The 24,733-nt window shown below is 71.9% G+C and carries 24 protein-coding genes and 1 pseudogene; 20 read left to right on the top strand and 5 right to left on the bottom strand.

Annotated features, from left to right (window positions below):
- Window positions 1-28: 28 nt before the first annotated feature.
- Window positions 29-97 (bottom strand): annotated as a pseudogene (locus NJC10_RS11255) (hypothetical protein); the annotation flags it as partial.
- A gap of 317 nt (window positions 98-414) precedes the next feature.
- Between NJC10_RS11255 and NJC10_RS06015 the strand changes: the two are divergent.
- From NJC10_RS06015 to NJC10_RS06005, 3 genes are read left to right on the top strand one after another with little or no spacing between them, the layout of a single operon-like run.
- Window positions 415-2,148, top strand: coding sequence for a hypothetical protein (locus NJC10_RS06015; RefSeq protein ID WP_319075237.1), 1,734 nt, complete (start codon window positions 415-417; stop codon window positions 2,146-2,148).
- A complete protein-coding gene (locus NJC10_RS06010; RefSeq protein ID WP_319075235.1) occupies window positions 2,145-2,753 on the top strand; it encodes a hypothetical protein in 609 nt (202 codons plus the stop codon). Before NJC10_RS06015 ends, NJC10_RS06010 begins: the two co-directional genes overlap by 4 nt.
- Window positions 2,746-5,970, top strand: a complete 3,225-nt coding sequence (locus tag NJC10_RS06005) for a hypothetical protein (RefSeq protein ID WP_319075234.1) — start codon at window positions 2,746-2,748, stop codon at window positions 5,968-5,970. The genes NJC10_RS06010 and NJC10_RS06005 overlap by 8 nt, the downstream gene beginning before the upstream one ends.
- 26 nt (window positions 5,971-5,996) lie before the next feature.
- Here the strand turns inward: NJC10_RS06005 and wecB are convergent, their stop codons facing one another.
- Window positions 5,997-7,130 (bottom strand): non-hydrolyzing UDP-N-acetylglucosamine 2-epimerase, encoded by a 1,134-nt coding sequence (gene wecB / locus NJC10_RS06000; protein WP_254184808.1) that lies wholly within the window; start codon window positions 7,128-7,130, stop codon window positions 5,997-5,999.
- A 191-nt stretch (window positions 7,131-7,321) separates the two neighbouring features.
- Here wecB and NJC10_RS05995 point away from each other — a divergent pair, with 191 nt between their 5' ends.
- Complete coding sequence (locus NJC10_RS05995; RefSeq protein ID WP_319075233.1) at window positions 7,322-8,206, top strand: ABC transporter permease; 885 nt, start codon at window positions 7,322-7,324, stop codon at window positions 8,204-8,206.
- 47 nt (window positions 8,207-8,253) lie between these two features.
- Entirely contained in the window at window positions 8,254-9,081 is an 828-nt protein-coding gene (locus tag NJC10_RS05990; protein ID WP_319075232.1) for an ABC transporter ATP-binding protein, read from the top strand.
- Between the two features lie 13 nt (window positions 9,082-9,094).
- Here NJC10_RS05990 and NJC10_RS05985 read toward each other — a convergent pair whose 3' ends face one another.
- Window positions 9,095-10,402, bottom strand: coding sequence for an MFS transporter (locus NJC10_RS05985; RefSeq protein ID WP_319075231.1), 1,308 nt, complete (start codon window positions 10,400-10,402; stop codon window positions 9,095-9,097).
- Between the two features lie 39 nt (window positions 10,403-10,441).
- On the opposite strand from NJC10_RS05985, the gene ftsY reads away from it, so the two are divergent.
- The 5 genes from ftsY to NJC10_RS05960 all read left to right on the top strand — a co-directional run bounded on the left by ftsY (window position 10,442) and on the right by NJC10_RS05960 (window position 15,814).
- The gene (gene ftsY / locus NJC10_RS05980) at window positions 10,442-11,680 is read left to right on the top strand and encodes a signal recognition particle-docking protein FtsY (protein WP_319075230.1); all 1,239 of its coding nucleotides are present in this window, start codon (window positions 10,442-10,444) and stop codon (window positions 11,678-11,680) included.
- Between the two features lie 235 nt (window positions 11,681-11,915).
- Window positions 11,916-13,205, top strand: coding sequence for an ammonium transporter (locus tag NJC10_RS05975; protein WP_319075228.1), 1,290 nt, complete (start codon window positions 11,916-11,918; stop codon window positions 13,203-13,205).
- Window positions 13,206-13,312: 107 nt separating this feature from the next.
- Window positions 13,313-14,899, top strand: coding sequence for a signal recognition particle protein (gene ffh / locus NJC10_RS05970; RefSeq protein WP_319075226.1), 1,587 nt, complete (start codon window positions 13,313-13,315; stop codon window positions 14,897-14,899).
- A 229-nt stretch (window positions 14,900-15,128) separates the two neighbouring features.
- The gene (gene rpsP / locus NJC10_RS05965; RefSeq protein WP_319075224.1) at window positions 15,129-15,572 is read left to right on the top strand and encodes a 30S ribosomal protein S16; all 444 of its coding nucleotides are present in this window, start codon (window positions 15,129-15,131) and stop codon (window positions 15,570-15,572) included.
- A gap of 2 nt (window positions 15,573-15,574) precedes the next feature.
- Entirely contained in the window at window positions 15,575-15,814 is a 240-nt protein-coding gene (locus NJC10_RS05960; RefSeq protein WP_248115313.1) for an RNA-binding protein, read from the top strand.
- An 88-nt stretch (window positions 15,815-15,902) separates the two neighbouring features.
- Here NJC10_RS05960 and NJC10_RS05955 read toward each other — a convergent pair whose 3' ends face one another.
- Complete coding sequence (locus tag NJC10_RS05955; protein WP_319075222.1) at window positions 15,903-16,589, bottom strand: response regulator transcription factor; 687 nt, start codon at window positions 16,587-16,589, stop codon at window positions 15,903-15,905.
- Window positions 16,586-17,317, bottom strand: coding sequence for a HAMP domain-containing sensor histidine kinase (locus NJC10_RS05950; RefSeq protein WP_319075220.1), 732 nt, complete (start codon window positions 17,315-17,317; stop codon window positions 16,586-16,588). Before NJC10_RS05950 ends, NJC10_RS05955 begins: the two co-directional genes overlap by 4 nt.
- Window positions 17,318-17,329: 12 nt before the next feature.
- On the opposite strand from NJC10_RS05950, the gene NJC10_RS05945 reads away from it, so the two are divergent.
- From NJC10_RS05945 to NJC10_RS05900, 10 genes are all read left to right on the top strand, one after another.
- Window positions 17,330-17,854, top strand: coding sequence for a hypothetical protein (locus NJC10_RS05945; protein ID WP_319075219.1), 525 nt, complete (start codon window positions 17,330-17,332; stop codon window positions 17,852-17,854).
- 34 nt (window positions 17,855-17,888) lie between these two features.
- Window positions 17,889-18,482 (top strand): ribosome maturation factor RimM, encoded by a 594-nt coding sequence (gene rimM / locus NJC10_RS05940; protein WP_319075218.1) that lies wholly within the window; start codon window positions 17,889-17,891, stop codon window positions 18,480-18,482.
- Between the two features lie 7 nt (window positions 18,483-18,489).
- Window positions 18,490-19,227 (top strand): tRNA (guanosine(37)-N1)-methyltransferase TrmD, encoded by a 738-nt coding sequence (gene trmD, locus NJC10_RS05935; protein ID WP_298713253.1) that lies wholly within the window; start codon window positions 18,490-18,492, stop codon window positions 19,225-19,227.
- 209 nt (window positions 19,228-19,436) lie between these two features.
- On the top strand, window positions 19,437-19,790 hold the full coding sequence (rplS, locus tag NJC10_RS05930) for a 50S ribosomal protein L19 (RefSeq protein WP_248115058.1): 354 nt from the start codon (window positions 19,437-19,439) through the stop codon (window positions 19,788-19,790).
- 37 nt (window positions 19,791-19,827) lie between these two features.
- A complete protein-coding gene (gene lepB, locus NJC10_RS05925) occupies window positions 19,828-20,589 on the top strand; it encodes a signal peptidase I (protein WP_319075217.1) in 762 nt (253 codons plus the stop codon).
- On the top strand, window positions 20,582-21,355 hold the full coding sequence (lepB, locus tag NJC10_RS05920; RefSeq protein WP_319075215.1) for a signal peptidase I: 774 nt from the start codon (window positions 20,582-20,584) through the stop codon (window positions 21,353-21,355). Before lepB (NJC10_RS05925) ends, lepB (NJC10_RS05920) begins: the two co-directional genes overlap by 8 nt.
- Entirely contained in the window at window positions 21,352-22,110 is a 759-nt protein-coding gene (locus NJC10_RS05915; protein WP_319075213.1) for a ribonuclease HII, read from the top strand. The genes lepB (NJC10_RS05920) and NJC10_RS05915 overlap by 4 nt, the downstream gene beginning before the upstream one ends.
- 129 nt (window positions 22,111-22,239) lie before the next feature.
- Window positions 22,240-22,563: a DUF2469 domain-containing protein gene (locus NJC10_RS05910; protein WP_298713260.1), complete on the top strand. Its 324-nt coding sequence runs from the start codon at window positions 22,240-22,242 to the stop codon at window positions 22,561-22,563.
- Between the two features lie 118 nt (window positions 22,564-22,681).
- Window positions 22,682-23,101 carry a YraN family protein gene (locus tag NJC10_RS05905; RefSeq protein ID WP_319075211.1) on the top strand — a complete coding sequence of 140 codons (420 nt, stop codon included), beginning with the start codon at window positions 22,682-22,684 and terminating at the stop codon, window positions 23,099-23,101.
- Window positions 23,098-24,714 carry a YifB family Mg chelatase-like AAA ATPase gene (locus tag NJC10_RS05900; protein ID WP_319075209.1) on the top strand — a complete coding sequence of 539 codons (1,617 nt, stop codon included), beginning with the start codon at window positions 23,098-23,100 and terminating at the stop codon, window positions 24,712-24,714. The genes NJC10_RS05905 and NJC10_RS05900 overlap by 4 nt, the downstream gene beginning before the upstream one ends.
- The last annotated feature ends 19 nt before the right edge of the window (window positions 24,715-24,733 follow it).

Below are 24,733 nucleotides of genomic sequence, written 5' to 3'. Positions count from 1 at the left end.
GTTCCGCCTGGTGGTGGCACTGCTCGGGCTAGGAGCCGTCGTCGCGTCCGTCCTGATCCCGGTCCATGCTCGACGGATGCGCCGGTTCATGGGCGTGGCTATCCGTCGCGCCGGCGGCCGTGGCCGCGCGGCAGCTCCGACCACCTCACCCGGCCCGGCGGCCTCCGTCGAGGTCGGCCGCGAGACCATGGCCGCTCTGACCCGTATCAACCGACAGCTCGTGTCGCTTCGGGAGGAGACGATGGGCAGACAGCTTCGTCCCGTGTCGGGAGCGGGTCCAACTGACGACGCCGACGACCGTTCGGACTCCTCCATCGCGGTGGCAGAGGCGCTCGTCGGTGTGTGCCACGAGCTGTCCGTACTGCGTGCTGAGGTCGCCCACCTCGCCGAGGCCCCTCGTGGGGGCCGGCAGGCGTGAGCGCACGACCCGATGCGGTGACGTTCGTTCATCTGCCTCTGTCCGGGCCTGCTGGGACTCCGCGCACGGGCCTCAGCGTCGGCGCGGAGGGTGTGGCGTCGGCGCTGGACCTCCTGGCCGGAGACTGGCCGTCGACCCTCGACACCATCGACGAGGTATCCCTCCTCGTTGAACGCGTGGGTCTGCTGGCTGATGGCTCGGTGCGGATCATCGCGAGCGGTGCCGGAGACACTGGCACCACCACGTGGTGTCCTGCAGGAGACCCCGCAGCCGACGCGGGGACGCTTCTGACCGTGGTGCGTGCCGCCATAGCGGGCGAGAAGGACGCCGCGCGCCTCCTCGACCAGGTGGTTGACCTCGTCGCGTCCGCGCTTGAGCAGATCGCGGGGTCGGACGAGTCGTACCGGCGGGAGTTGTTCGACCGGTTGACCGTCGACCCCTCAGGGTGGGCGGTGCCGTGGGACCGTCTCCGGGCGCCTGCATCGACACTGAGCGTCCTCTACAATTTCCAACCGTTCGCCGACACCGGGTCCAGCGTGGCCTCCAAGCGGCTCCGCGTCTTCGGGCACACGAGCGACGTCATCGCGTGCTCGTTCCTCCACCACAAGAAGGTCGACCCGACGATCGGCATGATCTCTCGGCCCTATCTGGCACGCCGGCGGTATCTCGAAATGCGCCCCTCCTGGGCGTCCTGGCACGCTTTCGCCGACTTCGCCGCACAGGCCAGGGACCAAGCTGATGCCTGGATCGCCGCCGGCGCCCGGTACGAGCGCCTGTACACGCGAGCGAATTGGGCCCCGTCGCACTATGCGGGGGCACTGATCCACGAGGCCCACCCGGAACTGATATGGACAGCGGAGTTCTCCGACCCCCTGTCCCTGGACGTCCAGGGGAAGCGGCGCGGTGACCTGCTCGACCGTTCCGACCCGATGCTTGCACGACTCACCGCGCCCGTCGAAGCCGACTTCGGACGCATCCCTGACGAGCACTTCTCGATCTTCGGACTAGCCGAGATCCTCCCGTACGCACTCGCCGACAGCATTCTGTTCACGAACGAACACCAGATGGCCGAGATGCTGGACCACATCTACAGTCCAGCGCTGCGAGAGCGTGTGCAGGGGCGGGCCGAGGTGTCGCATCACCCGACACTGCCGCCGGAGTACTACGATGCCCGTCCCGTCACGTACGAAGTGGATCCCACTATGGTCAATGTGGCCTATTTTGGTGAGTTCTACGTGACGCGGGGCATCACTGACATCACCCTCGCCATGGCCATGCTCCCTCAGCACATCCGCGACCGGATCCGGCTGCACGTGTTCACCAACTTCGTCCCGGAGGGCGGCCTGGCCACACGCCCACCAGGCTTCTCCAAGGCCCAGTTCGACGCCCTCGTACGTCGGGCTCAAGACGGTGTGGGCGCCCACGGCATGGAGCACCTCGTCCGTTTCAACGCCTCTTTGCCGTACCTGGACTTCCTCGCAGTCACCCGCCAATTCGACTACCTCGTCGTCAATGACGCCCAGTCCGGGTCACGCCATACTAGGAATCCGTTCCTCCCGTCCAAATGGAGTGACTACCGCGGATCCCAAGCGGAGGTGTGGGCCCTGGTCGAGGACGGCAGCATGCTCAGCACCATGCCGACGGCGCTCCAGACCCCCCTCGGGGATCCGGCCGCAGCGCGAGACGTCCTCTGGGAACGCGTCGAGGCGAAGCAGGAGGAACGCAGATGACGACAACGGGCCGAGGATCCCACAGGGCCTATGACAGCGACCGCGACCGGCTCCTGGACGTGGTCGGACGAGCCGGCACGCCCCCGGTCGACGAGACGACGTTCCGCGTCGACCCCTTGGCGCTCACCGGCCACGACCAGACCACCGGCCCACTGTCCGGGGCCGTCGTCGCTGAGACGGTGCTCGTCGTGGCATGCGACGCGCTGACGGCAGAGATCGAGCAACACCACCGGGTGATGCGTGGTGCTCCGGGCATGACGGAGGCGCAGGACCGCCGCGCTCTCGTCGACCGGATGGTCATCGATTTCGACGCGTTCGCGGGCGGCGCATGGAGCGGTACTGACAGCCCCCATCGGCACGGGGTCTTGCTCGACCTGCACGCCACCGCTGTCCGTATCCGGAAGCGAGGGGGAGTGGTCTACCTGGTCCCCCCGGCAGATGGCTCGGCAGACCAGACACGTCTGCCGGGGCTGCGGGTGGACCATGATCTGTGGCTTCCGGACACCGAAGGCGCGCCGGTGAGCCGGCTGCTCGCCGCCTTGCGGAGACACGCCGGCCTCATGCCGAGGGAAGACGACGACCAGATAGGAGAACTCCATGGGTGAGGCTGACACCCCTGCACCGACGCCCGAAGGTCCCCTCGCGGGTCGCTCCTTCCGGCTCGTCGCCGTGGCCGAGCGTCCGGATTGGGAGCCCGGTCTCATCGCCCAGCTGCGGGCCGCCGGTGCCGGTGTCGTGTCCACCACCGAGGTCGTCCGGACCTCGTCCGCTCACGTGGACGTCCTGCTCGCCGTCGACGTGGAGTCCGCTGCGGCGCTCCGAGCCGCAGGCTGGGACAGGTTCCAGGTGTGGACCGTCGTCCAGACGGACCCGGGCATTCCGCTAATGCCCCGTGGCTTGTCCGCAGCGGGCGTAGGACGGGCGGTCGCCGAGTCGCGTCGGGTCGTCGTCTTCGACGAGGCGTCACGCTCCGCCGTCGAGAGCACATTGTGGAACGCCGCCGGCAAGGTCGTGGTGATGCCGAGATTCACGGCCGAGGAGGTCGAGGCGGTCTCATTTGGAGGCAACCGCGTCGAGGGACCGCACGAGCCGGGAGAGGCGATCCTCGTTCTCCATGCGGGACTCCTGGGCTCTGAGGGGGCACACGTTCTCCGCGAGTACTCGGACGCCGTCAGGGCACGCCGGCACGTTCGCAAGGTCCTCGTCGTCGCGCCCGGTGACCTCCGCGTGGCCGTGCGGTCCGAAGCGGGGCAGCGGCATCTGGCCCGCATCCCCGGAGCGTCCCTCATCGACGGCGGTGCCGAGCTGTCGAGGGTCGCGGCAGGTCGCCGCACCGTCACTGTCCTGCCACGATGGTCGACGCCCCAGGACAGTCGTGCGGAGGACCTGCTCGCGTGGGCGGCCGCCGTCGGCGCGCAGGTGTGGGCCGAACCCGGAGCGGTGCCCCCACAGGTCTCAGGAAGGCCGGTCGGCCAGCTTCCCGGAGACAATCTGAGCGCAGCCCTCGATTGGGCCGACCAGCACGCGGGCGGGACGACGTTCGGTGCCGCTCCCATCAACCGGGTGGCCCAGGCCTTCGCCCCCCACGTTCCGGCGCTCTCCACCGTTCCCGCCCATCCGAACGCCCCATTGAAGGTCCTGTTCGTCGGCGCTGACTACAAGTTCGCTGGCGACCTTGTCGAGGCACTGATCCTGCGCCCTGACGCCGAGGTGCGAGTAGACCAGTGGAAGACCAACGGTGATCGGCCCACCCCGAACAGCGCGGAGCTCTTGGCATGGGCGGACGTCGTCATCTGCGAGTTCGCCAGCCGCAATGCTGTGTGGGCAAGCCAGCACATTCGAGAACACCAGCGTCTCATCGTGCACCTGCACGGGTACGAGCTGCGCAATCCGCTGATCCACGACATCGTCATGGACCGCGTGCACACCGTCGTTTTCGCCTCGGAGTTCTACCGTGCCGACGCCGTCGTGACGACCGGGTGGCGGGTTGAGCAGACAGCCGTCATCCCGAATTCGGTGCAGTCGGCGGAGCTACGCCGACCCAAGACGGCCGACGCACGGTTCCACCTGGGATTGGCTGGGTACGTGCCCGAACTCAAGCGCATGGATCGTGCCCTCGATCTCCTTGAAGAACTCCTGCGACGGGACGACCGCTTCGTACTCCACCTCCGCGGACGGCACCCGTGGAACTATCCGTACGTGTGGCGGCACCCGTTGCGTCGCGACACATACTTGGCCAACTACGAACGGCTGCGTTCCAATCCCCGGCTCCGCCGGGCCGTGGTGTTCGACGACTTCGGACCGGACATGGGCAACTGGTTCCGGAACATCGGCTGGATGCTGTCCCCCAGCACCCGTGAGACCTTCCACCTCGCCCCGGCCGAAGGCATGGCCTCAGGCGCCGTCCCCGTCGTGTGGCGCCGTGAGGGATCGGACGAGATCTTCCCGCCCGAGAGCCTCGTGACAGACGCCGCGTCCGCAGCGGACCGCATCCACCGGACCGCGGGCGACCGGGACGCCTATGACTCTGCTGCTCGATCTGCCATCGAGTTCGCGACCCGCTACGAAGCAGGGGCTGTCGTCGATCACTGGCTCCGCCTGATCCTGCATGGGGAAAGGCCGGGTGGGCCGCCCTCCCCGGAACACCTCCAGCGGGCCCGGCCCGTGGCCACCGCACTCGCGGGGCGGGCCGACTGGAACCGCGTCGGCCGCCTACTTCGGGACGGGCGTGTCGAGCAGGCCGCCGCCGTGGCCCAAGAAGAGTCGCGCCCGGCATGGGCACAACCGGAGGACGTGCGTCGTCTCGCCGCGCACGTGAATGGGTACTCGGCCTTGGCGCAACGGGCACACCGGCTCGTTCCGTCGGCGCCATGCGTCCCCCCGCTCCTCCCGCTGGCGGCCGGTGCAGACTCCGCGCGTTCCCTGACCCTCACGGAGGGACCGGCCGGAACGTACGTTACGAGGAGCGGGGACATCGCGGTCGGACGCGGCGACATCCTCGACGACGTGAACGCAGAGTTTGACCGACTGGTCGATCAGGCCTTCCGTATCGGGGCTCAGAACCGGGCGACAGCCCTCACCGTGATCGGCGATGAGATGCTGGCGCTAGCGGGCGGCGCCGTCGCTGGGTGGCTCGGGATCCCCTTCGTATGGGACCTCACCAGCGAGCCAGCGGCCCGCGATTTGTTGATGCGGATGCGCGCCTTGCCGGACGCGCCTACACCTCAAGGACGCCTAGCGTTACTGGCTGCCGCTTCCGCCACTCGGCTCATCGGGGCCGGGCCCGCCGAGCGACTACCGGTGCCCTTCGAGACGTTCATCGGCATGGCAGATCTCGACCGTCCCCGCCGGGTGGGCGTTATCGGGCGCTCCCTCGGGGATCTCGTGGGCCGGTCGTGGGGCGAGCCCGTGAACCTCTCGCTCGGTCGATGGCGAGAGCAGACAGTGCCCCGACTGGACGTGGCCCTCCTCGACGCGCAGGTCTTGCATCCCCGCAACGCGTGGCGCGCGTCCGAGGGGAACACCGGACCCTTGGGTGCCTTCATCACACATGTGCGCCGCCATGCGACCCCGCTCGCGATCGTCGACCTCGGTCACGAGGGTCTGGACTCGGCGGGGATCGCCCAGGCTCGGCGCGTCGACGCGGTGGTCACCGCCCATCCGGACGACGTCCAGCGCCTTCACGACGTGCGCATCGTGCCGTCGCAGGTCGCCGTGTCCACGGCTCCCTGGGGAGTCCGGAGCGGCGAAGAGCATGTGCTGAGACCTGGTGACAGGGTCCGCCTAGCGATGCGCATGCTGGGGGTCCCCGAGACGCGTTGAGCCCGCCTCGGGAACGCGCGGGCCGCTCAGGCTCCGTCGAAGGCCGGCAGCCGCTCACCCACGCCGAGCAGCTCTGCGATCGCCGAGACCGTGCGCTCTGCCGCGCGGCCGTCGCCGTAGGGGTTCACCGCCTGGGACATCGCGGTGTACGCGGCCTCGTCCGTCAGCAGACGGGTGACCTCGGTGACCACGACCTCCTCGTCCGTGCCGATCAGGCGCACGGTGCCGGCGGTCACGGCTTCGGGACGCTCGGTGTTCTCACGCATCACGAGGACGGGCTTGCCGAGGGACGGGGCCTCCTCCTGGACGCCGCCGGAGTCCGTGAGGACGACGGTGGCCACGGACAGCAGGTGGGTGAACTCGCCGTAGGCCAGGGGCTCGGTCACGAGCACGTTCTCGCGCCCCTCGATCTCGGGCAGGATCGCCTCGCGCACCACTGGGTTGCGGTGCGCCGGCAGCACGAAGGTGACCTCCGGGTGGTCCGCGGCCAGGCGGGCCAGGGCGCGCCCGACGCCGCGCATCGCGTCGCCCTGGTTCTCGCGCCGGTGGGTCGTCACCAGGACGACGCGACGGCCGGACGCCTCCAGCTCGGCCAGACGCTCGTCCTCGAACGGCACCTGGTGGCCGACGGCCTCCAGCAGCGCGTCGATCACGGTGTTGCCCGTGACGTAGACGTCCTCCGCGGCCACGGCCTCGCGCAGCAGGTTGTCCCGGCTCACGGTGGTCGGGGGCAGGTGCAGCGCCGAGATCTGGCTGGTGATCTTGCGGTTGGCCTCCTCCGGGAACGGGGAGAGGATGTCGAAGCTGCGCAGGCCCGCCTCGGCATGGACCACGGGGATGCCGCGGTTGAAGGCGGCGACGGCGCCCGCCGTCGAGGTCGTCGTGTCGCCCTGGACGACGACGGCGTCCGGCCGCTCCTGCTCGAGGACGGCGTCGAGCCCGTCGAGGGTGCGGGCGAACACGCCGTTGAGGGTCTGGCGGGGCTGGATGATGTTCAGGTCGTGGTCCGGGACGATGCCGAACAGCTCGTTGACCTGGTCCAGCATCTCGCGGTGCTGCCCGGTGACGGTCACCACGCACTCGAACCGCTCGTCGGCCTGCAGCGCCTTGACGATGGGGGCCACCTTGATGGCCTCCGGGCGGGTTCCGTAGATGGGCATGACCTTCACGGCGGGATTCTCCTGACCTCGAGGGATGACGGAAACCGGCCCCGTGCGGCGGGATGCCGGTCCCCGGCGAGTATACTTCTACGGTGCCGCGACGAGGTCTCGGCACCGCTGGAAGCCGTCCCTGTATCGCGGGCGGCAAGGGTCCACCCCAGCCAGCTGGTCGTCGCATGGAGGTGCCTGTCATGAGCGGAACCGGCATGGCCGCGTCCGGCCCGATGAACACGGTGGTCGTCGACGCGGCGCCCCTGGGCGTCGTGGGCGCGCGGCCTTCGTTGCGCGACTATGTCCTCTCACTCTTCCGCTACCGCTCCTTCATCCTGTTCGACTCGCGCTCGCGCATCTCCGGGGCCAACGCCGTCAACACTCTGGGCCGGCTATGGATGGTGCTCAACCCGATCCTCGACGGCGGTGCCTACTTCCTCGTCTTCGGTGTTCTCCTGGGCACCGGCCGGGGCATTCCGAACTTCATCGCCTACCTCATCATCGGGGTCTTCTTCTTCCGTTACTCCTCGCAGGCGATCACGGCCGGGTCGAAGGCGGTCAGCTCCAACCTGACGTTGGTGCGGGCCTTCCGTTTCCCGCGGGCGACCCTCGTTCTCGCGACCAATCTGCGGGCTCTGCTCGAGTTCGTTCCGACGCTGGCCGTGATGGTCGTCCTCATCCTGGCCATCCCGCCGCTGGAAGTCTTCACGTGGCGTTGGCTCCTCTTGGTGCCCCTGCTCGCCCTCCAAACGCTCTTCAACGTCGGCCTTTCGCTTGTACTGGCCCGCTTCGTGGCCCACTGGCCGGATCTGGCGAACCTGATCGCGTTCGGGATGCGCATCTGGCTCTACCTGTCCGCCGTGTTCTTCAGTGTCGAGCGCTTCGATGCACAGCCGATCGTGCAGACGGCGATGCATCTGAACCCCCTGTACTGCGTGCTGGACATCGCTCGCCAGTCGCTGTTGTACGGTCAGGACGCCGAACCTCATCGTTGGCTGGTGCTGGCTGGCTGGGCCGCGCTCGTCGCAGTCGTCGGTCTCGTGGTGTTCTGGCGTGCCGAAGAGACCTACGGGGAGGAACGATGAGCGGGTCACGTCCACTCGATCCCGCCGTCGTCTTGGACGAGGCGGGCATGACGTACACGGTTCGGTCGTCCGACACCGGCGCGCGTCGAGCCGGCATCGGCGGGATGCTGCGCGGGGTCCGAGGCGTCCGCACGGATCAGGTTCAGGCGCTGGCTCCGTTGTCTCTCATTGTGGAGCGTGGTGAGTCCGTCGGAATCATCGGCACCAACGGCTCGGGCAAGTCGACCTTCATGAAGCTCATCACCGGCGAGATCCATCCGACGACCGGCCGGGTCTACGCCACCAGCACACCGGTGATGCTAGGGGTCAACGCGGCCCTCGTCCGTCAGATCTCCGGGGAGGACAACATCCGTCTCGGGTGCCTCGCCATGGGCATGACCACGGCGGAGGCGGCAGAGAAGCGCGACGATGTTGTCCGTCTCGCGGGACTGGACGACCAGGCGCTCCAGTTGCCGTTAAAGGCATATTCGTCGGGCATGGCGTCTCGTCTGCAATTCGCCATCGCCACTTCCGTCGATCCGGACATTCTGCTTATCGACGAGGCGTTGAATACCGGCGATGCCCAGTTCCGGGCCCGCACGCGTGATCGTATCGATGAACTGCGAGCTCGGGCAGGGTCCGTATTCCTTGTCAGCCATTCACTCACCACCCTCAAACAGATGTGCTCGCGGGTCATCTGGATTGAGCAGGGGATCTTGACGATGGACGGGAACCCCGAGGTCGTCACAGGCAACTACGCCCGCTACACCCGACATCGGTCCAACGGCGCGGACGAGGTCGCGGAACGACTGCTAGCCGAAGCGCGTGCGGGCGTTGAGCGGGTGGCCGTGCGGTGGACCGGCGGCCGACGACCGTCCGGCGTCATCGCCGACTGATGTGCCCCCGACTTCACCCGTCCTCGCGCGGCGCCGGAGTCACGTCCGGCGGGATGATCGTGGGCAGCGAGCCCGTGCGCGGTCCGCCCGGGGCGACCGGCACGTTGGTCTCGGGGGCGCGGGTCCAGGCCAGCGCACCGAGCAGGATCACACCGCCGGTGAGCACGAACGCCCAGCCGTAGCCGGCGTGGTCCACCACGAGGCCGGCCAGCAGCGGACCGGCGATCGCACCGAGGTCCGCGGACATCTGCGCCGCGGACATCACCGGCCCGGCCTTGCGGCCCTGGCCCACCATGTCCGCGATGGCGGCCTGCTGCGGGGCGTTGAGCACGCCGGTGCCGGCTCCGGAGAGCAGGCACGCGACCAGGAACAGCAGGGGCGACTGCATCCACCCGATCACGCCGGTGGTGGCGGCCATGGTGAGCAGGCCGGTGAGGATCAGCGGCTTGCGGCCGTGCACGTCGGAGAGTCGCGAGGAGAAGGTCACGGCGACCACGTTGCCCAGCGCGAACACGGAGAGGGCGAGTCCGGCCATGAAGGCCCCGTCCACCGGCCACCCCAGCAGCGCCGTGCCCGCGAACGCGGTGCCGGCGAACAGCGGCATCACCGAGTTGCGCACGCCGAACGTGGCCCAGCCGTTCGCGAAGAACGAGGCGAGCGCCGCGCGGTAGGACGGCAGGCCGAACGCCTCCTTCAGGGGCATCGTCGGGCGGGGATCGCCGGTGCCGCGGTCCGCGCGCCGCGTGTCCCGCAGCAGGACGAACACCATCCCCGCGGCGATCACCAGCGACGTGCCGTAGATCAGGAACGGCGCACGGAAGCCGAAGACCGCCAGGGCGGAGCCCACGATCGGCCCCACGATGTTGCCGATCAGGAAGGCGGAGGCGTACGCACCGGAGACGCGCCCGCGCATCGTCGGCGGTGACTTCGCCGCCAGGAACGCCATGGCGGACACCGTGAACAGCGTGGATCCGACGCCGCCGAGGGCGCGGAAGAGCAGCAGCTGCTCGAACGTCTGCGCGAAGGCGATGAGGAACATGGACGCGGCCACGATCAGCACACCGGTCATGTACACGGGCGTCTCGCCGAGGCGGTTCGTCAGGCGTCCGGAGAGCGGGGCGAACAGGAGCCGCGTCAGCCCGAACGCGGAGACGACGGCGGCCACGGCCGTCGCGGACGCGTTGAAGGAGCTCGCGTACTGCGGCAGGAGCGGGGCGATGATGCCGAACCCGATGGCGATCACGAACGCCGCCGCGACCAGCACCTTGACGTCCCGGGGGAGCGGTGGTCGGGACGGTCGGCGGTCACGGGAGGGCGGCATGCCCGTCATCATCCCACGCCCCTGTGACAGACTGGCCTCGTGGAAATCGCCCTCATCATCTCAGTCGTGATCGCCCTGCTGGTGGGCACCGTCCTCGTCGGATTCCTCGATCGTCGCCCCGCGCCGCCGAAGGGCGCCTATCCGGGCCTGCGTGATGCGGACGACCCCGCGCCGGGAGTCCAGGCCTCGGGGTCCACCGCCGTGCTCGATGCCCCCGTGGCGGAGCCGGAGCTCGCCGAGCCCGAGGCCCCGGCGCCCAAGCACGCCGCGCCTCCGGTCGTCGAGGCCGCCCCGGTTGAGACCGCGCCGGTCGAGGTCGAGCCGGAGACCACGCGCCAGCTCGAGCGCCCCGAGGCCGCCGGCACGCGCCTGGCCCGCCTGCGGGCGCGCCTGCTGAAGTCCAACAACGTCTTCGGCAAGTCCCTCCTCGCCCTGCTGTCCCAGGACCGCATCGACGACGACGTGTGGGACGAGATCGAGGAGACGCTGCTCATGGCGGACCTCGGCACGGACGCCACCATGGAGCTCGTGGACCGTCTCAAGGCCCGCGTGACCGTGGCCGGCACCCGTGACCCGCAGGAGCTGCGCGGCCTGCTGCGCGAGGAGCTCGTGGCCATGCTCGATCCCTCGCTGGACCGCCGCATCGCCGCCACCCGCAAGAACGACCTCCCCGCCGTGACCATGGTCGTGGGCGTCAACGGTGTCGGCAAGACCACCACCGTGGGCAAGCTGGCCCGCGTGCTCGTGGCCGAGGACCGCACCGTGGTGCTCGGCGCGGCCGACACCTTCCGCGCCGCCGCCGCCGAGCAGCTCGCCACGTGGGGCGCCCGCGTGGGCGTGGAGACCGTCAAGTCCGACGTCGAGGGCGCGGACCCCGCCTCCGTCGCCTTCGAGGCCGTGAAGACGGGCATCGAGCAGGAGGTGGACTGCGTCCTGGTGGACACCGCGGGCCGCCTGCAGAACAAGGCCAACCTCATGGACGAGCTCGGCAAGATCAAGCGCGTCATCGAGAAGCAGGCCGCCGTGGACGAGGTCCTCCTCGTCCTGGACGCCACCACGGGCCAGAACGGCCTCACCCAAGCGAAGGTGTTCGCCGAGGTCGTGGACGTCACCGGCATCGTGCTCACCAAGCTGGACGGCACCGCCAAGGGCGGCATCGTCGTGGCGATCCAGCGCACGCTCGGCGTGCCGGTCAAGCTGATCGGCCTGGGTGAGGGCGCGGACGACCTCGCGCCCTTCACCGCCGAAGGCTTCGTGGACGCGCTGCTCGCCGACTGAGCAGCGCCGCCCGAGGACGGGGCCCGGACCGCACGCGCGGTCCGGGCCCCGTCGCCGTTCGGCCGGGCATGCGTGGCGTCACAGAGGCGTGTGTGGCGTCACAAAACGGCAGGGTCGGGCGGTGCGCCGCCCCTGCGCCTAGGATCACGGCATCGGCCCGACAGGGCCGGGCGACGACGCCTCCGGGCATCGGTCGCCGCTCTGCCGTCCGGGGGCCCGACCGGAAGGTGCAGCGATGAACGACCCGACCACCCTGGATGCCGGAACGGTATGGACCGTCACGAGCGCGGGCCTCGTCCTCTTGATGACGCCGGGTCTGGCGCTCTTCTACGGCGGCATGACGCGCGCGAAGTCCGCCCTCAACATGATGATGATGTCCTTCGTCTCGATGGGGCTCATCGGCGTCGTCTGGGTCCTGTGGGGCTACGGCATGACCCATGAGCCGGGCTGGCTGGGACTCGTGGGCAACCCCCTCTCCGACCTCGGCCTGAGCGATGCGATGGCCGAGGGGAACCTGATCCCCGCGGCCTACGCGGCCACCTTCGCCGTCATCGCGGTGGCCCTCATCTCCGGCGCCGTGGCCGACCGGGCGCGCTTCGCCACGTGGTGCGTGTTCGTGCCCGTGTGGGTCAGCCTCGTCTATGCGCCGCTCGCCTACATGGTGTGGGGCGGCGGGCTGCTCTCCGAGGAGGGCGCGATCGGCTCTCGCCTCGGGGAGGCCCTCGACTTCGCCGGCGGCCTCGTGGTGCACATCAGCGCCGGCGTGGCCGCGCTCGTGCTGGCGCTGTCCATGGGCAAGCGGAAGGGCTTCGGCGTGGACCCGGCGCACCGCCCGCACAACGTGCCCTTCGTGATGCTGGGCGCCGCAATCCTGTGGTTCGGCTGGTTCGGCTTCAACGGCGGCGCCGCCCAGGGCGAGCACCAGCTCGGGCTCGTGTGGATCACCACCCTGGCCGCCGGCTCGGCCGGCATGCTCGGGTGGATCGTCGTCGAGTGGCTGCGCCGCGGCCGCCCGACCTCGATCGGCACGGCCTCCGGCATCGTGTCCGGGCTCGTGGCCATCACCCCGGCCTGCGCGTACGTGAGCCCCGTCGGCGCGATCGTGATCGGCCTCGTCTCCGGCGCGGCGTCCGCGCTCGCCGTCAACCTCAAGTACCGGCTCGGCTTCGACGACTCGCTCGACGTGGTCGGCGTCCACCTCACCGCGGGCATCCTCGGCACCGTGCTGATCGGCTTCTTCGCCCTGCCCTCTGAAGGACCCGCGGGCCTCTTCTACGGGGGTGACGCGTCCCTGCTGCTCACCCAGGCGGTCGCCGTCGTGGTGGCCGTGGTGTTCACGGCGGTCGTGACCGCCGTGATCGCCCTCGCGCTGCGGGCCACCCTCGGCCTGCGCGTGAGCGCCGAGGACGAGGAGCGGGGCGTGGACGTCACGCTGCACTCCGAGACCGCCTACGACGTGGGCTTCGGCGCCGTGCCCGTCCCGGCCGACGCGCTCGCCCACGCCGGGGAGCGGTCAGCGGGCTGAGCGGCCACGGTTGCTAGGCTTGCCGGGCGACGTCGTCGGATGACGGCGTCGCCCGGCGGTCTTCACGACGCCGACACCCCTGACGCCTGCGAAGGATCCCACCCGCCGTGTTCACCTCCCTGTCCGACCGCCTCGCCGCCACGTTCCGCAACCTCAAGGGCAAGGGGCGGCTGACCGAGGCGGACATCGACGCCACCGCGCGCGAGATCCGGCGCGCCCTCCTCGACGCCGACGTCGCCGTCCCCGTGGTGCGCCAGTTCATCTCCCAGGTGAAGGAGCGCGCCCTCGGCTCCGAGGTGGCCCAGGCGCTGAACCCGGGCCAGCAGATCGTGAAGATCGTCAACGAGGAGCTCGTGACCATCCTGGGCGGGGAGACCCGCCGCATCCGGCACGCCAAGACCGGCACCACCGTGATCATGCTCGTGGGCCTGCAGGGCGCCGGCAAGACCACCCTCGCGGGCAAGCTCGCGCATCTGCTCAAGTCCCAGGGCCACACCCCGCTCCTCGTGGCGTGCGACCTGCAGCGCCCCAACGCGGTGAAGCAGCTCCAGGTGGGCGGCCAGCGCGCCGGCGTGCCCGTGTACGCCCCGCACCCGGGCGTCTCCTCCGAGTTCGAGGCCGCCACGGGCGACCCCGTGCAGGTGGCCCGGGAGGGCGTGGCCGAGGCCAACGCCAAGTACCACGACGTGGTCATCATCGACACCGCCGGCCGCCTCGGCGTGGACGCCGAGCTCATGCGCCAGGCCGCGGACATCCGCGCCGCCGTGCAGCCGGACGAGGTCCTCTTCGTCATCGACGCGATGATCGGCCAGGACGCCGTGGCCACCGCACAGGCCTTCAACGAGGGCGTCGGCTTCACCGGCGTGGTCCTCACCAAGCTCGACGGCGATGCCCGCGGCGGCGCCGCGCTGTCGGTCCGCCAGGTGACCGGTCAGCCCATCATGTTCGCCTCCACGGGCGAGGGGCTGAAGGACTTCGAGGTCTTCCACCCGGACCGCATGGCCTCCCGCATCCTCGACATGGGCGACGTCATGTCGCTCATCGAGCAGGCCGAGCAGAACTGGGACCGCGCCGAGGCCGAGAAGATGGCCAAGAAGTTCGCGGACCAGGAGGACTTCACCCTCGACGACTTCCTGCAGCAGATGCAGCAGCTCAAGAAGATGGGCTCGCTGAAGAAGATGCTCATGATGATGCCGGGCGCCCAGGGCATGCGGCAGCAGCTCGAGCAGTTCGACGAGTCCTCCATCGGCCGCGTGGAGGCGATCATCCACTCGATGACCCCGCACGAGCGCGTGGCCCCGAAGATCATCAACGGCTCGCGCCGCGCGCGCATCGCCCGCGGCTCCGGATCCCAGGTCTCCGAGGTGAACGCCCTCCTGGAGCGCTTCGCCGAGGCGCAGAAGATGATGAAGAAGATGGCCTCGGGCGGCGGCCTGCCGGGCATGCCCGGCATGGGCCACGGCGGCACCTCTCGCAAGGCCAAGGGCAAGAACGCCAAGAACAGGGTGAAGTCCGGCAATCCGGCCAAGGCCGCGGCCGAGCGCAAGGCCCTCGAGGAGCGCCAGGCGCGTTCCGCGCAGGCCGGCGCGGGCTCCATGTTCGGCCAGGGCGCCGGCGGCATGGACCTCGAGAACTTCGACCCGTCGAGCCTGAACCTGCCCGCCGGCTTCGAGAAGTACCTCAAGGACCGCTGAGCCCCGGGTCGACGACGACGGCGCCCGGCGCGGCCGTCGTCGTCTTCCTCGCGCGTCGAGGTGCGCGAGCCGGGGGAGTCTGGCAGAATGGCCCGGTACTGAGCGTGAGCCCGGACGACCCTCTATCCTCCGCGCGCTCCGTTCCGTTTAGCCCGGTCGCATGCCCCGCTGCCCCCACGCGGAGAACCGATCGCGGCCCCCTGATCTCTACCAAGGAGTGACCACACACGTGGCTGTCAAGATTCGTCTGAAGCGGTTCGGCAAGATCCGCGCCCCGTACTACCGCATCGTCGTCGCCGACTCCCGCACCCGCCGTGACGGCCGTGCGATCGAGGAGATCGGCAAGTACCACCCCACCGAGGAGCCCTCGTTCATCGAGGTCGACTCGGAGCGCGCGCAGTACTGGCTCTCCGTGGGCGCACAGCCCACCGAGCAGGTCGCCGCCCTCCTGAAGATCACCGGTGACTGGCAGAAGTTCAAGGGCGAGGCCGGCGCCGAGGGCACCCTGCGGACCAAGGCTGAGAAGGAGGCCTTCGTGGCCCCCTCCAAGGGCTCGGTCATCATCCCCGAGGAGCCCAAGAAGGAGGCGGCCCCGGCCGAGGCTGAGGCCCCGGCCGAGGCTCCTGCCGCGGAGGCCGAGGCCCCGGCCGAGGACGCCGAGAAGTCCGAGTGACCATGCTGACCGAGGCCCTCGAGCACCTGGTGCGAGGCATCGTGGACACGCCGGACGCCGTCCGGGTGGACGCGCGTGCCCAGCGCCGCGGTGACATGCTGGAGGTCCGTGTGGCCCCGGAGGACCTCGGTCGCGTGATCGGCCGTCAGGGCCGCACCGCCACCGCGCTGCGCACCGTGCTGGACGGCCTGGCCGGACACCCGGTCCGCGTGGACGTCGTGGAGACGGACCGCGCCCGCTGACCACTCCGCCGGGTCCACCCGGCACCACGATCCCCGCAGCCCCTGCCGTGCAGGAGCTGCGGGGATCGTCGCGTCCGGGGCCGTCGTGTCAGCCGGCTGACTCCTGCACGGTGGCGAGGCGGTAGCCGAGGCCGCGCACCGTGAGGATCCGGGACGCCCCGATCTTGGTCCGCAGGTACCGCACGTACACGTCCACGACGTTCGATCCGGACTCGAAGTCAGCTCCCCACACGCCGTCGAGGAGCTGCTCCCGGCTGAGCACCTGGCCCGGATGGCGCAGGAACTCCTCGGCCAGGGCGAACTCCCGGGCCGAGAGGTTCACCGGCTCCCCGCTCAGGGTGAGTAGGTGGGCGGCCGGGTCCAGCTCCAGGTCGCCGTGCCGGAGCACGGCGTCCACGGGCGCGGGAGCGGGAGTGCCGGGACGCAGGCGCAGGCGCACGCGGGCGAGGAGCTCGGCGAACCGGAAGGGCTTGGGCATGTAGTCGTCCGCCCCGGAGCTGAGTCCCTCCACGGTGTCCTCCGCCGAGGAGTGCGCCGTGAGGATGATGACCGGCAGCTCCCCGTCCTGGGCGCGGATCCGGGACAGGACCTCGAAGCCGTCGACGTCGGGGAGCCCCAGGTCGAGGATCACGAGGTCGAACGCGCCCGTCATGGCAAGGGCGATGCCCTCGGCGCCGGTGCCCGCCGTCGTCACGGCGTACCCCTCCGCGGCGAAGCCCTTGGTGACGAAGCCGGCGATCCGCTCCTCGTCCTCGATCAGCAGCAGGGGGATCATGGGCGGTCCTCTCGGTCGTCAATGCCGCCCGCCGGTCTCGGCGGGGGCGTGCCCTCCAGGGGCAGGCACATGGTGAAGACGGACCCCCGGCGGGGCGCGGGGTCCACGGTGATCCGGCCGCCGTGGCCCTCCACGATCGTGCGGACGATCGCGAGGCCCAGGCCGGATCCCTCCGTCCGCCGGCCGTGGGCGCCGCGGCCGAATCGCTCGAAGATCACGTCGCGGTCCTCGGGGCGCACGCCCACGCCCGCGTCCTGCACCCACAGCCGCAGCATGCCTGCCCGCACCGCGGAGCCGATGCCCACGGGCGTGCCGGGCTCCGAGTAGCGCACGGCGTTCGCGGCCAGCTGCAGCCACGCCTGCGTCAGACGCTGTCCGTCCACGTGCGCGCTCACGGGGGCGGCGGCGTCCAGGCTCCACTGCCGGTCACCGAGGGCGCGGGCCCGTTCGAGCACCGCCTCGGTCAGCTCGGCCACGTCGGTGGGCGCGGGACGCAGGAAGTCCGGGCGCTCCGCCTTGGCGAGGGTGAGCAGGTCGTCGACGAGCCGGCCCATGAGCGCGAGCTCGCCCAGAGTCAGGCGCGTGCTCTCCCGCACGTCGTCGGGGTCCTCGGGGTCCATGACCTCGAGGTGGCCCTGCACGATGGTGAGCGGTGTGCGCATCTCGTGCCCGACGTCGTCGAGGAGGCGCCGCTGGGACGCGAAGGAGTCTTCGAGACGGTCCAGCATCGCGTTGAAGCTGTGTCCCAGGTCCGCCACGTCGTCGTGGCCGAGCACCGTGACCCGGCGGTGCGCCGTGCGGCACGGGGACGCGGGGTGCCCCGCCTCCCGGAGGAGGGCTCGGACGAGTACGCGGCGCTGGCGAAGGGCGTCAACCGGCTGCTGCGCCGGGCCGATCGCGCCCTCGCGCGGGAACGCTCCTTCGCGCAGGACATCACCCTGACACTGCGGACCTCCTCCGCGATGCTCGAGGCGGGCCTGCGCAGCCCCGGGGGCACCGCGGCGCAGTGGCGGACGACGGCGGGCGAGCTGGCGGCCGAGGCCACACGGGCCCGGGAGCTGCTCGACGACCTCGCGCTGCTCACGCGCCTCGGCCGTGCCGACCTGGCCGTCGACTCCGTGGCCGTGGATCCCGCCGACATCGTCGCGGTCGCCTGGGGCATGCACACCGGCATCCGTGAAATCATGGGGATCTCGTTCCCGTACAACATCAGCGGCGTCAGCTACCTGGCCCACCTCCCGGTGGGCCCACAGCTGCCTCGCTGAGCGGCCGACGCCGCGCCACCGCGAAGGACACCGCATGAGCCCCACCCCCGTCACGCCCGCCGAGGACGCCCTGGTCCGCGTCGCCCGGATCGGCAAGCCCCACGGCATCCGCGGCGAGGTGACGGTCCAGGTCTTCACGGACGACCCGGACGCCCGCTTCGCCCCCGGCGAGGTCCTCGAGGTGCGCGGCGCCGGCGCCGGCATGCCCGCGCGTCTCACGGTGGTCAGGGCCCGGTGGAACAAGCAGATCCTCGTCGTCGCCTTCGAGGAGTGCCCGGACCGGAACACGGCCGAGGCGTGGCGCGGCCTCCAGCTCTTCGCCGCGCCCCTGGAGGCCGAGCAGTCGGACGAGTGGTACGAGGACGACCTCGTGGACCTCGCCGTGCTCGTGGACGGCGCCCGCGTGGGCGTGGTGACGGGACTGATCACCGGAGAAGCGCAGGACCTGCTCCAGGTGGCCCTCGACGACGCGGACGCCGAGGCGCTCGTGCCCTTCGTCGAGGAGATCGTCCCCGAGGTCGACCTCGAGGCAGGCACCCTCACGCTCACCCCGCCGCCCGGGCTCCTCGAGCTCGCGCTGGGCGACGATGCCGCGGCCGCGCCGGCCGCCGCGGACGAGGAGCGCTGAGCCGCCCGTGCGCTTCGACGTCGTCACGATCTTCCCCGAGTACCTGGCCGTCCTGGACGTCTCCCTCCTGGGGAAGGCGCGCCGCGAGGGCCTCGTGGACGTGCACGTCCACGACCTGCGCGACTTCACGTTCGACCGGCACCGCACGGTGGACGACACCCCCTACGGCGGCGGTGCCGGCATGGTGATGAAGGCCGAGCCGTGGGCGCTGGCCCTTGAGCACGTGGCCGCGGCGAGCCCCGCACCCGCGGTGGGGGAGCGCCCCGTCCTCGTCGTCCCCACCCCGTCCGGCCGCCCGTTCACGCAGGCCACCGCCCGCGAGCTCGCCCGGCGGGAGCACGTGTCCTTCGCGTGCGGGCGCTACGAGGGCATCGACGAGCGGGTGTTCGGCTGGGCCGAGGAGCGCTTCGAGGTCCGCCTGGTCTCTCTGGGCGACTACGTCCTCAACGGCGGAGAGGTGGCCGCGCTGGCCATGATCGAGGCCATCGGGCGGCTCGTGCCGGGCGTGGTGGGCAACCCGGAGTCCCTCGTCGAGGAGTCCCATGAGGACGGGCTGCTCGAGTATCCCGTGTACACGAAGCCCTCGGTGTGGCGGGACCGTGAGGTGCCCCCCGTGCTGCTCTCGGGCGACCACGGCAAGGTGGCCGCGTGGCGCCGCTCCCAGCAGGAGGAGCGGACGCGGGACCGCCGCCCGGACCTGTGGGGCGCGTTCACGGCGCCGGGCCCGGACGGTTCCGAGCGCTGAGCCCGGCTGTGGCATAATCGACTGTCGGTCCACCGGACGCCCGACCTGCCACAGGGGGCGGACGTCGACGGCAGGACCACCGGGAGCCCAACAGGCGCGCCCGGACCAGGCTCACGGGATCCGGCATCCCGACCGCGCGACGCGCGGCGGACAGCCGCAGACCCGAGTACCACGTGGATGACCTGTGGCGTCCACCAGGAGAGATGAACATGCACATCCTTGATTCCTTCGACAAGTCCACGCTGCGCACCGACATCCCGGAGTTCGGCCCCGGCGACACCGTCAAGGTCCACGTCAACATCATCGAGGGTAAGACCGCCCGCGTGCAGGTCTTCCAGGGCTACGTCATGGGCCGCCAGGGCGACGGCGTCCGCGAGACCTTCCGCGTCCGCAAGGTGACCTTCGGCGTCGGCGTGGAGCGCGTCTTCCCGGTGCACTCCCCGGTCATCGACAAGATCGAGCTCGTCACCAAGGGCGACGTGCGCCGCGCGAAGCTCTACTACATGCGCGACCGCCACGGCAAGGCCGCCCGCATCCGCGAGAAGCGCGCCGACGTCAAGTGATCCGCTCCGGCCGCGTTCGCGCGGCCTGAGCACACCCATGTCGCATCCGGAGCCCCGTGACCCGTCTCGGTCGCGGGGCTCCCGCGCGTCCGGATCCGGCGCGCCGGCCGCCCGGGATGCCCGGTCCGCGGACGCCGCCGGGGCGGCCGGCTGGTGGCCCTGGGTCGCGCTCACCGTGGTGGCCGGCGTCGTGCTGGCCGCCGTGCTGCGCGCCGTGGCCGGTGCCGTGCTGCTCATTCCGTCCGCCTCGATGGAGCCGTCCCTGCTGCCGGGCGACCGGGTGCGGATCGACGCGTCCGCGGCCGGCGGGGCGGGCCTGGAGCGCGGGGACGTGGTGGTGTTCGACGGCGGCGGCAGCCTGGCGCCGTACCGCTCCCGCGGCTCGCTCGAGGCCGGCCTCGAGGACGTGGCCCAGTGGTGGGGCACGGCCGCGAGGGAGGACGTGTTTGTCAAGCGCGTCGCCGGCCTGCCCGGGGACACGGTGCAGTGCTGCGCCGCCGACGGCCGCCTCACGGTGAACGGCACTCCGCTCGACGAGCCCTACCTCGGGCGTGCCGTCACCGCCGCCGAGCCGGCCTCGGAGCGTCCGTGGCGCTTCGAGGTGCCGGCGGGCCGGATGGTCGTGCTCGGCGACAACCGCGCGGACTCCCGCGACTCCCGTGCCCTCCTCGGCGCCCCCGGCGGGGGGCTCATCCCCCTCGACTCGGTGCTCGGCACGGCCGAGGAGGTCGTGTGGCCGCTGGACCGCCGCGGCCCCGTGGACGGCGCCGCTGCTCCGGGGGAGGCCGCGCATGGGTGAGCCCGTCCCGCCGCGTGCCGATCCGGCCGCGCCCGAGCCCGTCCCGGCCGTGCCCTCCGGCGCGGGCGCGCATCGCGCCGAGACCCGCCCCTCCCGGCGCCCGCGGTGGGGCCCCTTGACACGCCGGGTGTTCCTCGTCGTGCTCCTGACCCTGGGCGCGCTCCTGCTGGTCAAGACGTTCGTGCTGCGCATGTTCTTCATCCCCTCGGGCTCGATGGCGCCCACGCTCGAGCAGGGGGACCGCGTGGCCGTGGACCTGCGCGTGCCTGACGCGTCCCCCCTCGAGCGCGGCGACGTCGTCGTGTTCCGCGACACGAAGGGCTGGCTGCCCCCGGCCGCCGGCCCGGACGACCCGCTGGGCGAGGCGGCGCGCTTCGTGGGGCTCGCCCCTGAGGACGCCCGGTCGCACGTGGCCAAGCGCGTGGTGGGCCTGCCGGGGGACACGGTCGCCTGGCAGCCCGGGGACGAGCACGTCAGCGTCAACGGGGAGCCCGTGGAGGAGCCCTACCTGGCGCCGGGCGTGGCGGCCTCCGAGGTCCCGTTCGAGGTCACCGTGCCCGCCGGGCAGCTGTGGGTGCTCGGCGACAACCGGCAGGCCTCTGCCGACTCGCGCTACCACCGGGACGGCCCGGGCGGAGGGTTCGTCGCCGCGGACGACGTCGTGGGGCGCGCCGTCGCGATCGTGTGGCCCCTCGAGCGGATCGGCCCGGCGGGCTCGGACCCGGCGCCGTTCGCGGACGTCCCCGAGCCGGGACGGCAGGCATGAGCCCCGCCGCACAGCGTGCGGGGAGCTCGCCGCGCACGGCGGTGCGCGCCGGGCTGCACCTCGAGGTCGCGCTGGCGGCCGAGGTCGCCGGGGACGGGTCCACCTCCGCCCCCGCAGGCCCCTGGCTCGTGGCCGGCATGGACGAGGTGGGCCGGGGCGCGCTGGCCGGGCCCGTCGTCGTCGGGGCGTGCGCCGCGTTGGCCCCGGCCTCCGGGACGATCCCCGCGGTGCGGGACTCCAAGGCACTGAGCGATCGGCGGCGCCGCGCGCTCGTCCCCGAGATCACCGCGTGGGCCGCGGGCGTGAGCCTCGGCGAGGCGAGCCCCGCCGAGATCGACGCCCTGGGGCTCAGCGCGGCCCTCAGCCTCGCCGGGCACCGGGCGTGGGCCGGGCTGTGCTCCGCGCTCGACGCCGAGCCGGTCGCCCTGATCCTGGACGGCCGGGACGACTGGCTCACGCGCGGTGCCCCCGTCGACGCACCCGCCCCGGTGCCGCCCGTGCCCCGCATGGTGGTCCGCGCGGAGGACCAGTCCGCGACCGTGGCGGCGGCCTCGATCGCGGCCAAGGTCGGCCGCGACGACACCATGATCATGCTCCACGCCGAGCACCCCGCCTACGGCTGGTCGGGCAACAAGGGCTACGGCGCGGCCGCCCACCGCGCCGCGCTGCAGCGGCTCGGCGCCACCGCGCACCACCGGCGCTCGTGGAACCTCGGCCTGCCCGACGGCGACCCCGCCCCCACGCTGTTCGACTGAGCCCGCGGGCGTCGACCGGGCTCGCCGCGTTCGACGCGAGTCCCGGCGCGAGGCAGGATGGACGGGTCTGCATCCGTCCGGCCCGCACGGCCGCCCGGATGCCCTGCCGAGCATTGAGGAGGTCCTGCCATGAGCGCGGACGATGTGGAGGACTTCGAGGCCGAGGCGGAGCTCACGCTCTACCGCGAGTACCGGGACGTCGTGGGCCTCTTCCGCTACGTGGTGGAGACGGAGCGCCGCTTCTATCTCGCCAACGGCGTCACCCTCACGCCGCACCAGGCCGACGGCGACGTGTTCTTCGAGCTGGTCCTCGAGGACGCCTGGGTCTGGGACGTGTACCGCAGCGCGCGGTTCATCAAGCGTGTGCGGGTGCTCACCTTCAAGGACGTGAACATCGAGGAGCTGCCCGCCGAGGACCTCCAGGTCCCGCAGGACGGCCGGCTGCCGGGCTGAGTCGCGGGGGCCGGCGCGGGCCCACCGCTCCTGCACAGGCGTCCCCTCCCTCACAGCAGGCCCGCGGCCCGGCGCGGTCCCCTCCGCCTCCCGCACCCTGGTGGCGGAGGTGGTCACCATGACGAGGACCGGGGAGACGGCGCCGCCGGGCGGCGGCGCACAGGGGCGGGGCAGCAGCGCGCACACGGCGCTGGGCCGCTTCGGGGAGGACGCGGCCGCGCGCTGGCTCACGGAGCGCGGCTATGTCATCGCCGAGCGGAACTGGCGCGGCGAGGCGGGCGAGCTGGACATCGTGGCCCACCACGCCGGCTGGTGGGTGGGCGTGGAGGTGAAGACCCGCTCGGGGCTGGCTTTCGGCGATCCCCTCGAGGCCATCCACCGGCGCAAGCTCCTGCGCCTGCACCGCCTCATGGCCGAGTGGGTGCGGACCCACAGCGAGGGGCGGCATCCGGCTCCGTGGCGCGTGGATGCCGTCGCCGTCCTCGTGCCGCGCACCGGGGGCGTCCGCTTCGACCTCGTCACGGACGTGCGGCCGTGAGCCGTATCGGTCGCACGCGGTCGATCTCCCTGGCCGGGTTGCGCGGCGACGTGGTGGACGTGGAGGCGGACATCGCCCAGTCCCTTCCCGGCTTCACCCTGCTGGGACTGCCGGACCAGGCCCTGCAGGAGAGCCGTGACCGCATCCGCTCCGCCGCCCGCAACGCCGGCCTGCCGCTGACCCGCCGGCACCTGACCGTGAACCTGCTCCCGGCCGGCGTGCAGAAGCGCGGCGCGTGCCACGACCTCGCCATCGTGCTCGCCGCCTACGCCGCGGACGGGCGGGTGCGCGGTGTGGACGGGCCCGTGTTCCTGGCGGAGCTCGGCTTGGACGGAACGCTGCACCGGGCCCCGGAGACCGTGGCCATGGTGCTCGCCGCGGTGGACGCCGGCCATCGGGACATCGTGGTGGCGCAGGAGGCGGTCGCCGACGCCGAGCTCGTCCCCGGTGCCCGCGTCCGGGGCTACGCCCACCTGCACCACGTGATCCGAGCCTTCGGCGGCTCGCCCGAGGGGAATGTCCCGCCCGAGCCGGACGGGCACGTGCTCGGCGCCGGCCGCGCCAGATCCGGCGGAGAGGAGGGCTCCACCTCCCCGGAGGCCCGCGGGCCCGGGTGCACTCCGGCGCCCGACCTCGCGGAGGTGGCCGGTCAGGGCGAGGCGCGGTTCGCCCTCGAGGTGGCCGCCGCGGGTGGACACCACCTGCTCCTCATGGGCCCGCCCGGCGCGGGCAAGACGATGCTCGCCGAGCGGTTGCCCGGCATCCTCCCGCCCATGGACGACCGCACGGCGCTCGAGACCGCGGCCCTGCGCTCCTTGCGCGCCATCGGCGCCCACGCGGGCGGCCTCGACCGCCGCCCGCCGTTCGAGGCCCCGCACCACTCGGCCTCGGCCGCCTCCCTCGTGGGAGGCGGCGCCGGGCTGGCCCGGCCCGGCGCCGTGTCCCTGGCCCACGGCGGCGTGCTCTTCCTCGACGAGGCCCCCGAGTTCGACCGCCGGACGCTCGAGTCCCTGCGCCAGCCCCTCGAGTCGGGGGAGGTGGTGATCCACCGCTCCCGCGGCACGGTCGCCTACCCCGCCCGCTTCCAGCTCGTCCTCGCCGCGAACCCGTGCCCCTGCGGCTTCGGCGGCGGCAACGGCAGCCGCTGCCGGTGCTCCGTGCTCCAGCGCCGGCGCTACGCCGACCGGCTCTCCGGTCCGCTGCTGGACCGCGTGGACCTGCAGGTGACGGTCCGCCCCGTGAGCGCGCACCAGCTCACCGGAGCCCCTGCCGCGGAGGACTCCGTCACCGTGGCCGCCAGGGTGCACGCCGCCGTGGAGCGCCAGGACGCCCGCTGGAGGGAGGCCGGCGCGCGCGGCCTCGTGGCCTCCCACGTGCGCCGCAACGCCCGCGTGCCCGCCCCCGTGCTGCGACACGGACCGTTCGCGGTGCCCGCCGTCGCCCGGGAGCCGGCCGACGCGGCCGTGGACCGGGGCGAGCTCAGCGCTCGCGGCCACGCCCGGGTGCTTCGCCTCGCGTGGACCCTCGCGGACCTGCGCGGCCGCGAGCGGCCCGCCCCGGAGGACACAGACGTGGCCCTGAACCTGCGCAGCCGAGACGAGGAACAGCCGTGAATCCCTCCCACCCCACCCC

The organism is Micrococcus sp. M4NT, assembly GCF_033790745.1.
GTDB lineage: Bacteria > Actinomycetota > Actinomycetes > Actinomycetales > Micrococcaceae > Micrococcus.
Note: the sequence above shows the minus strand (reverse complement) of the source record. Positions and strands in the feature narration are given on the sequence as shown.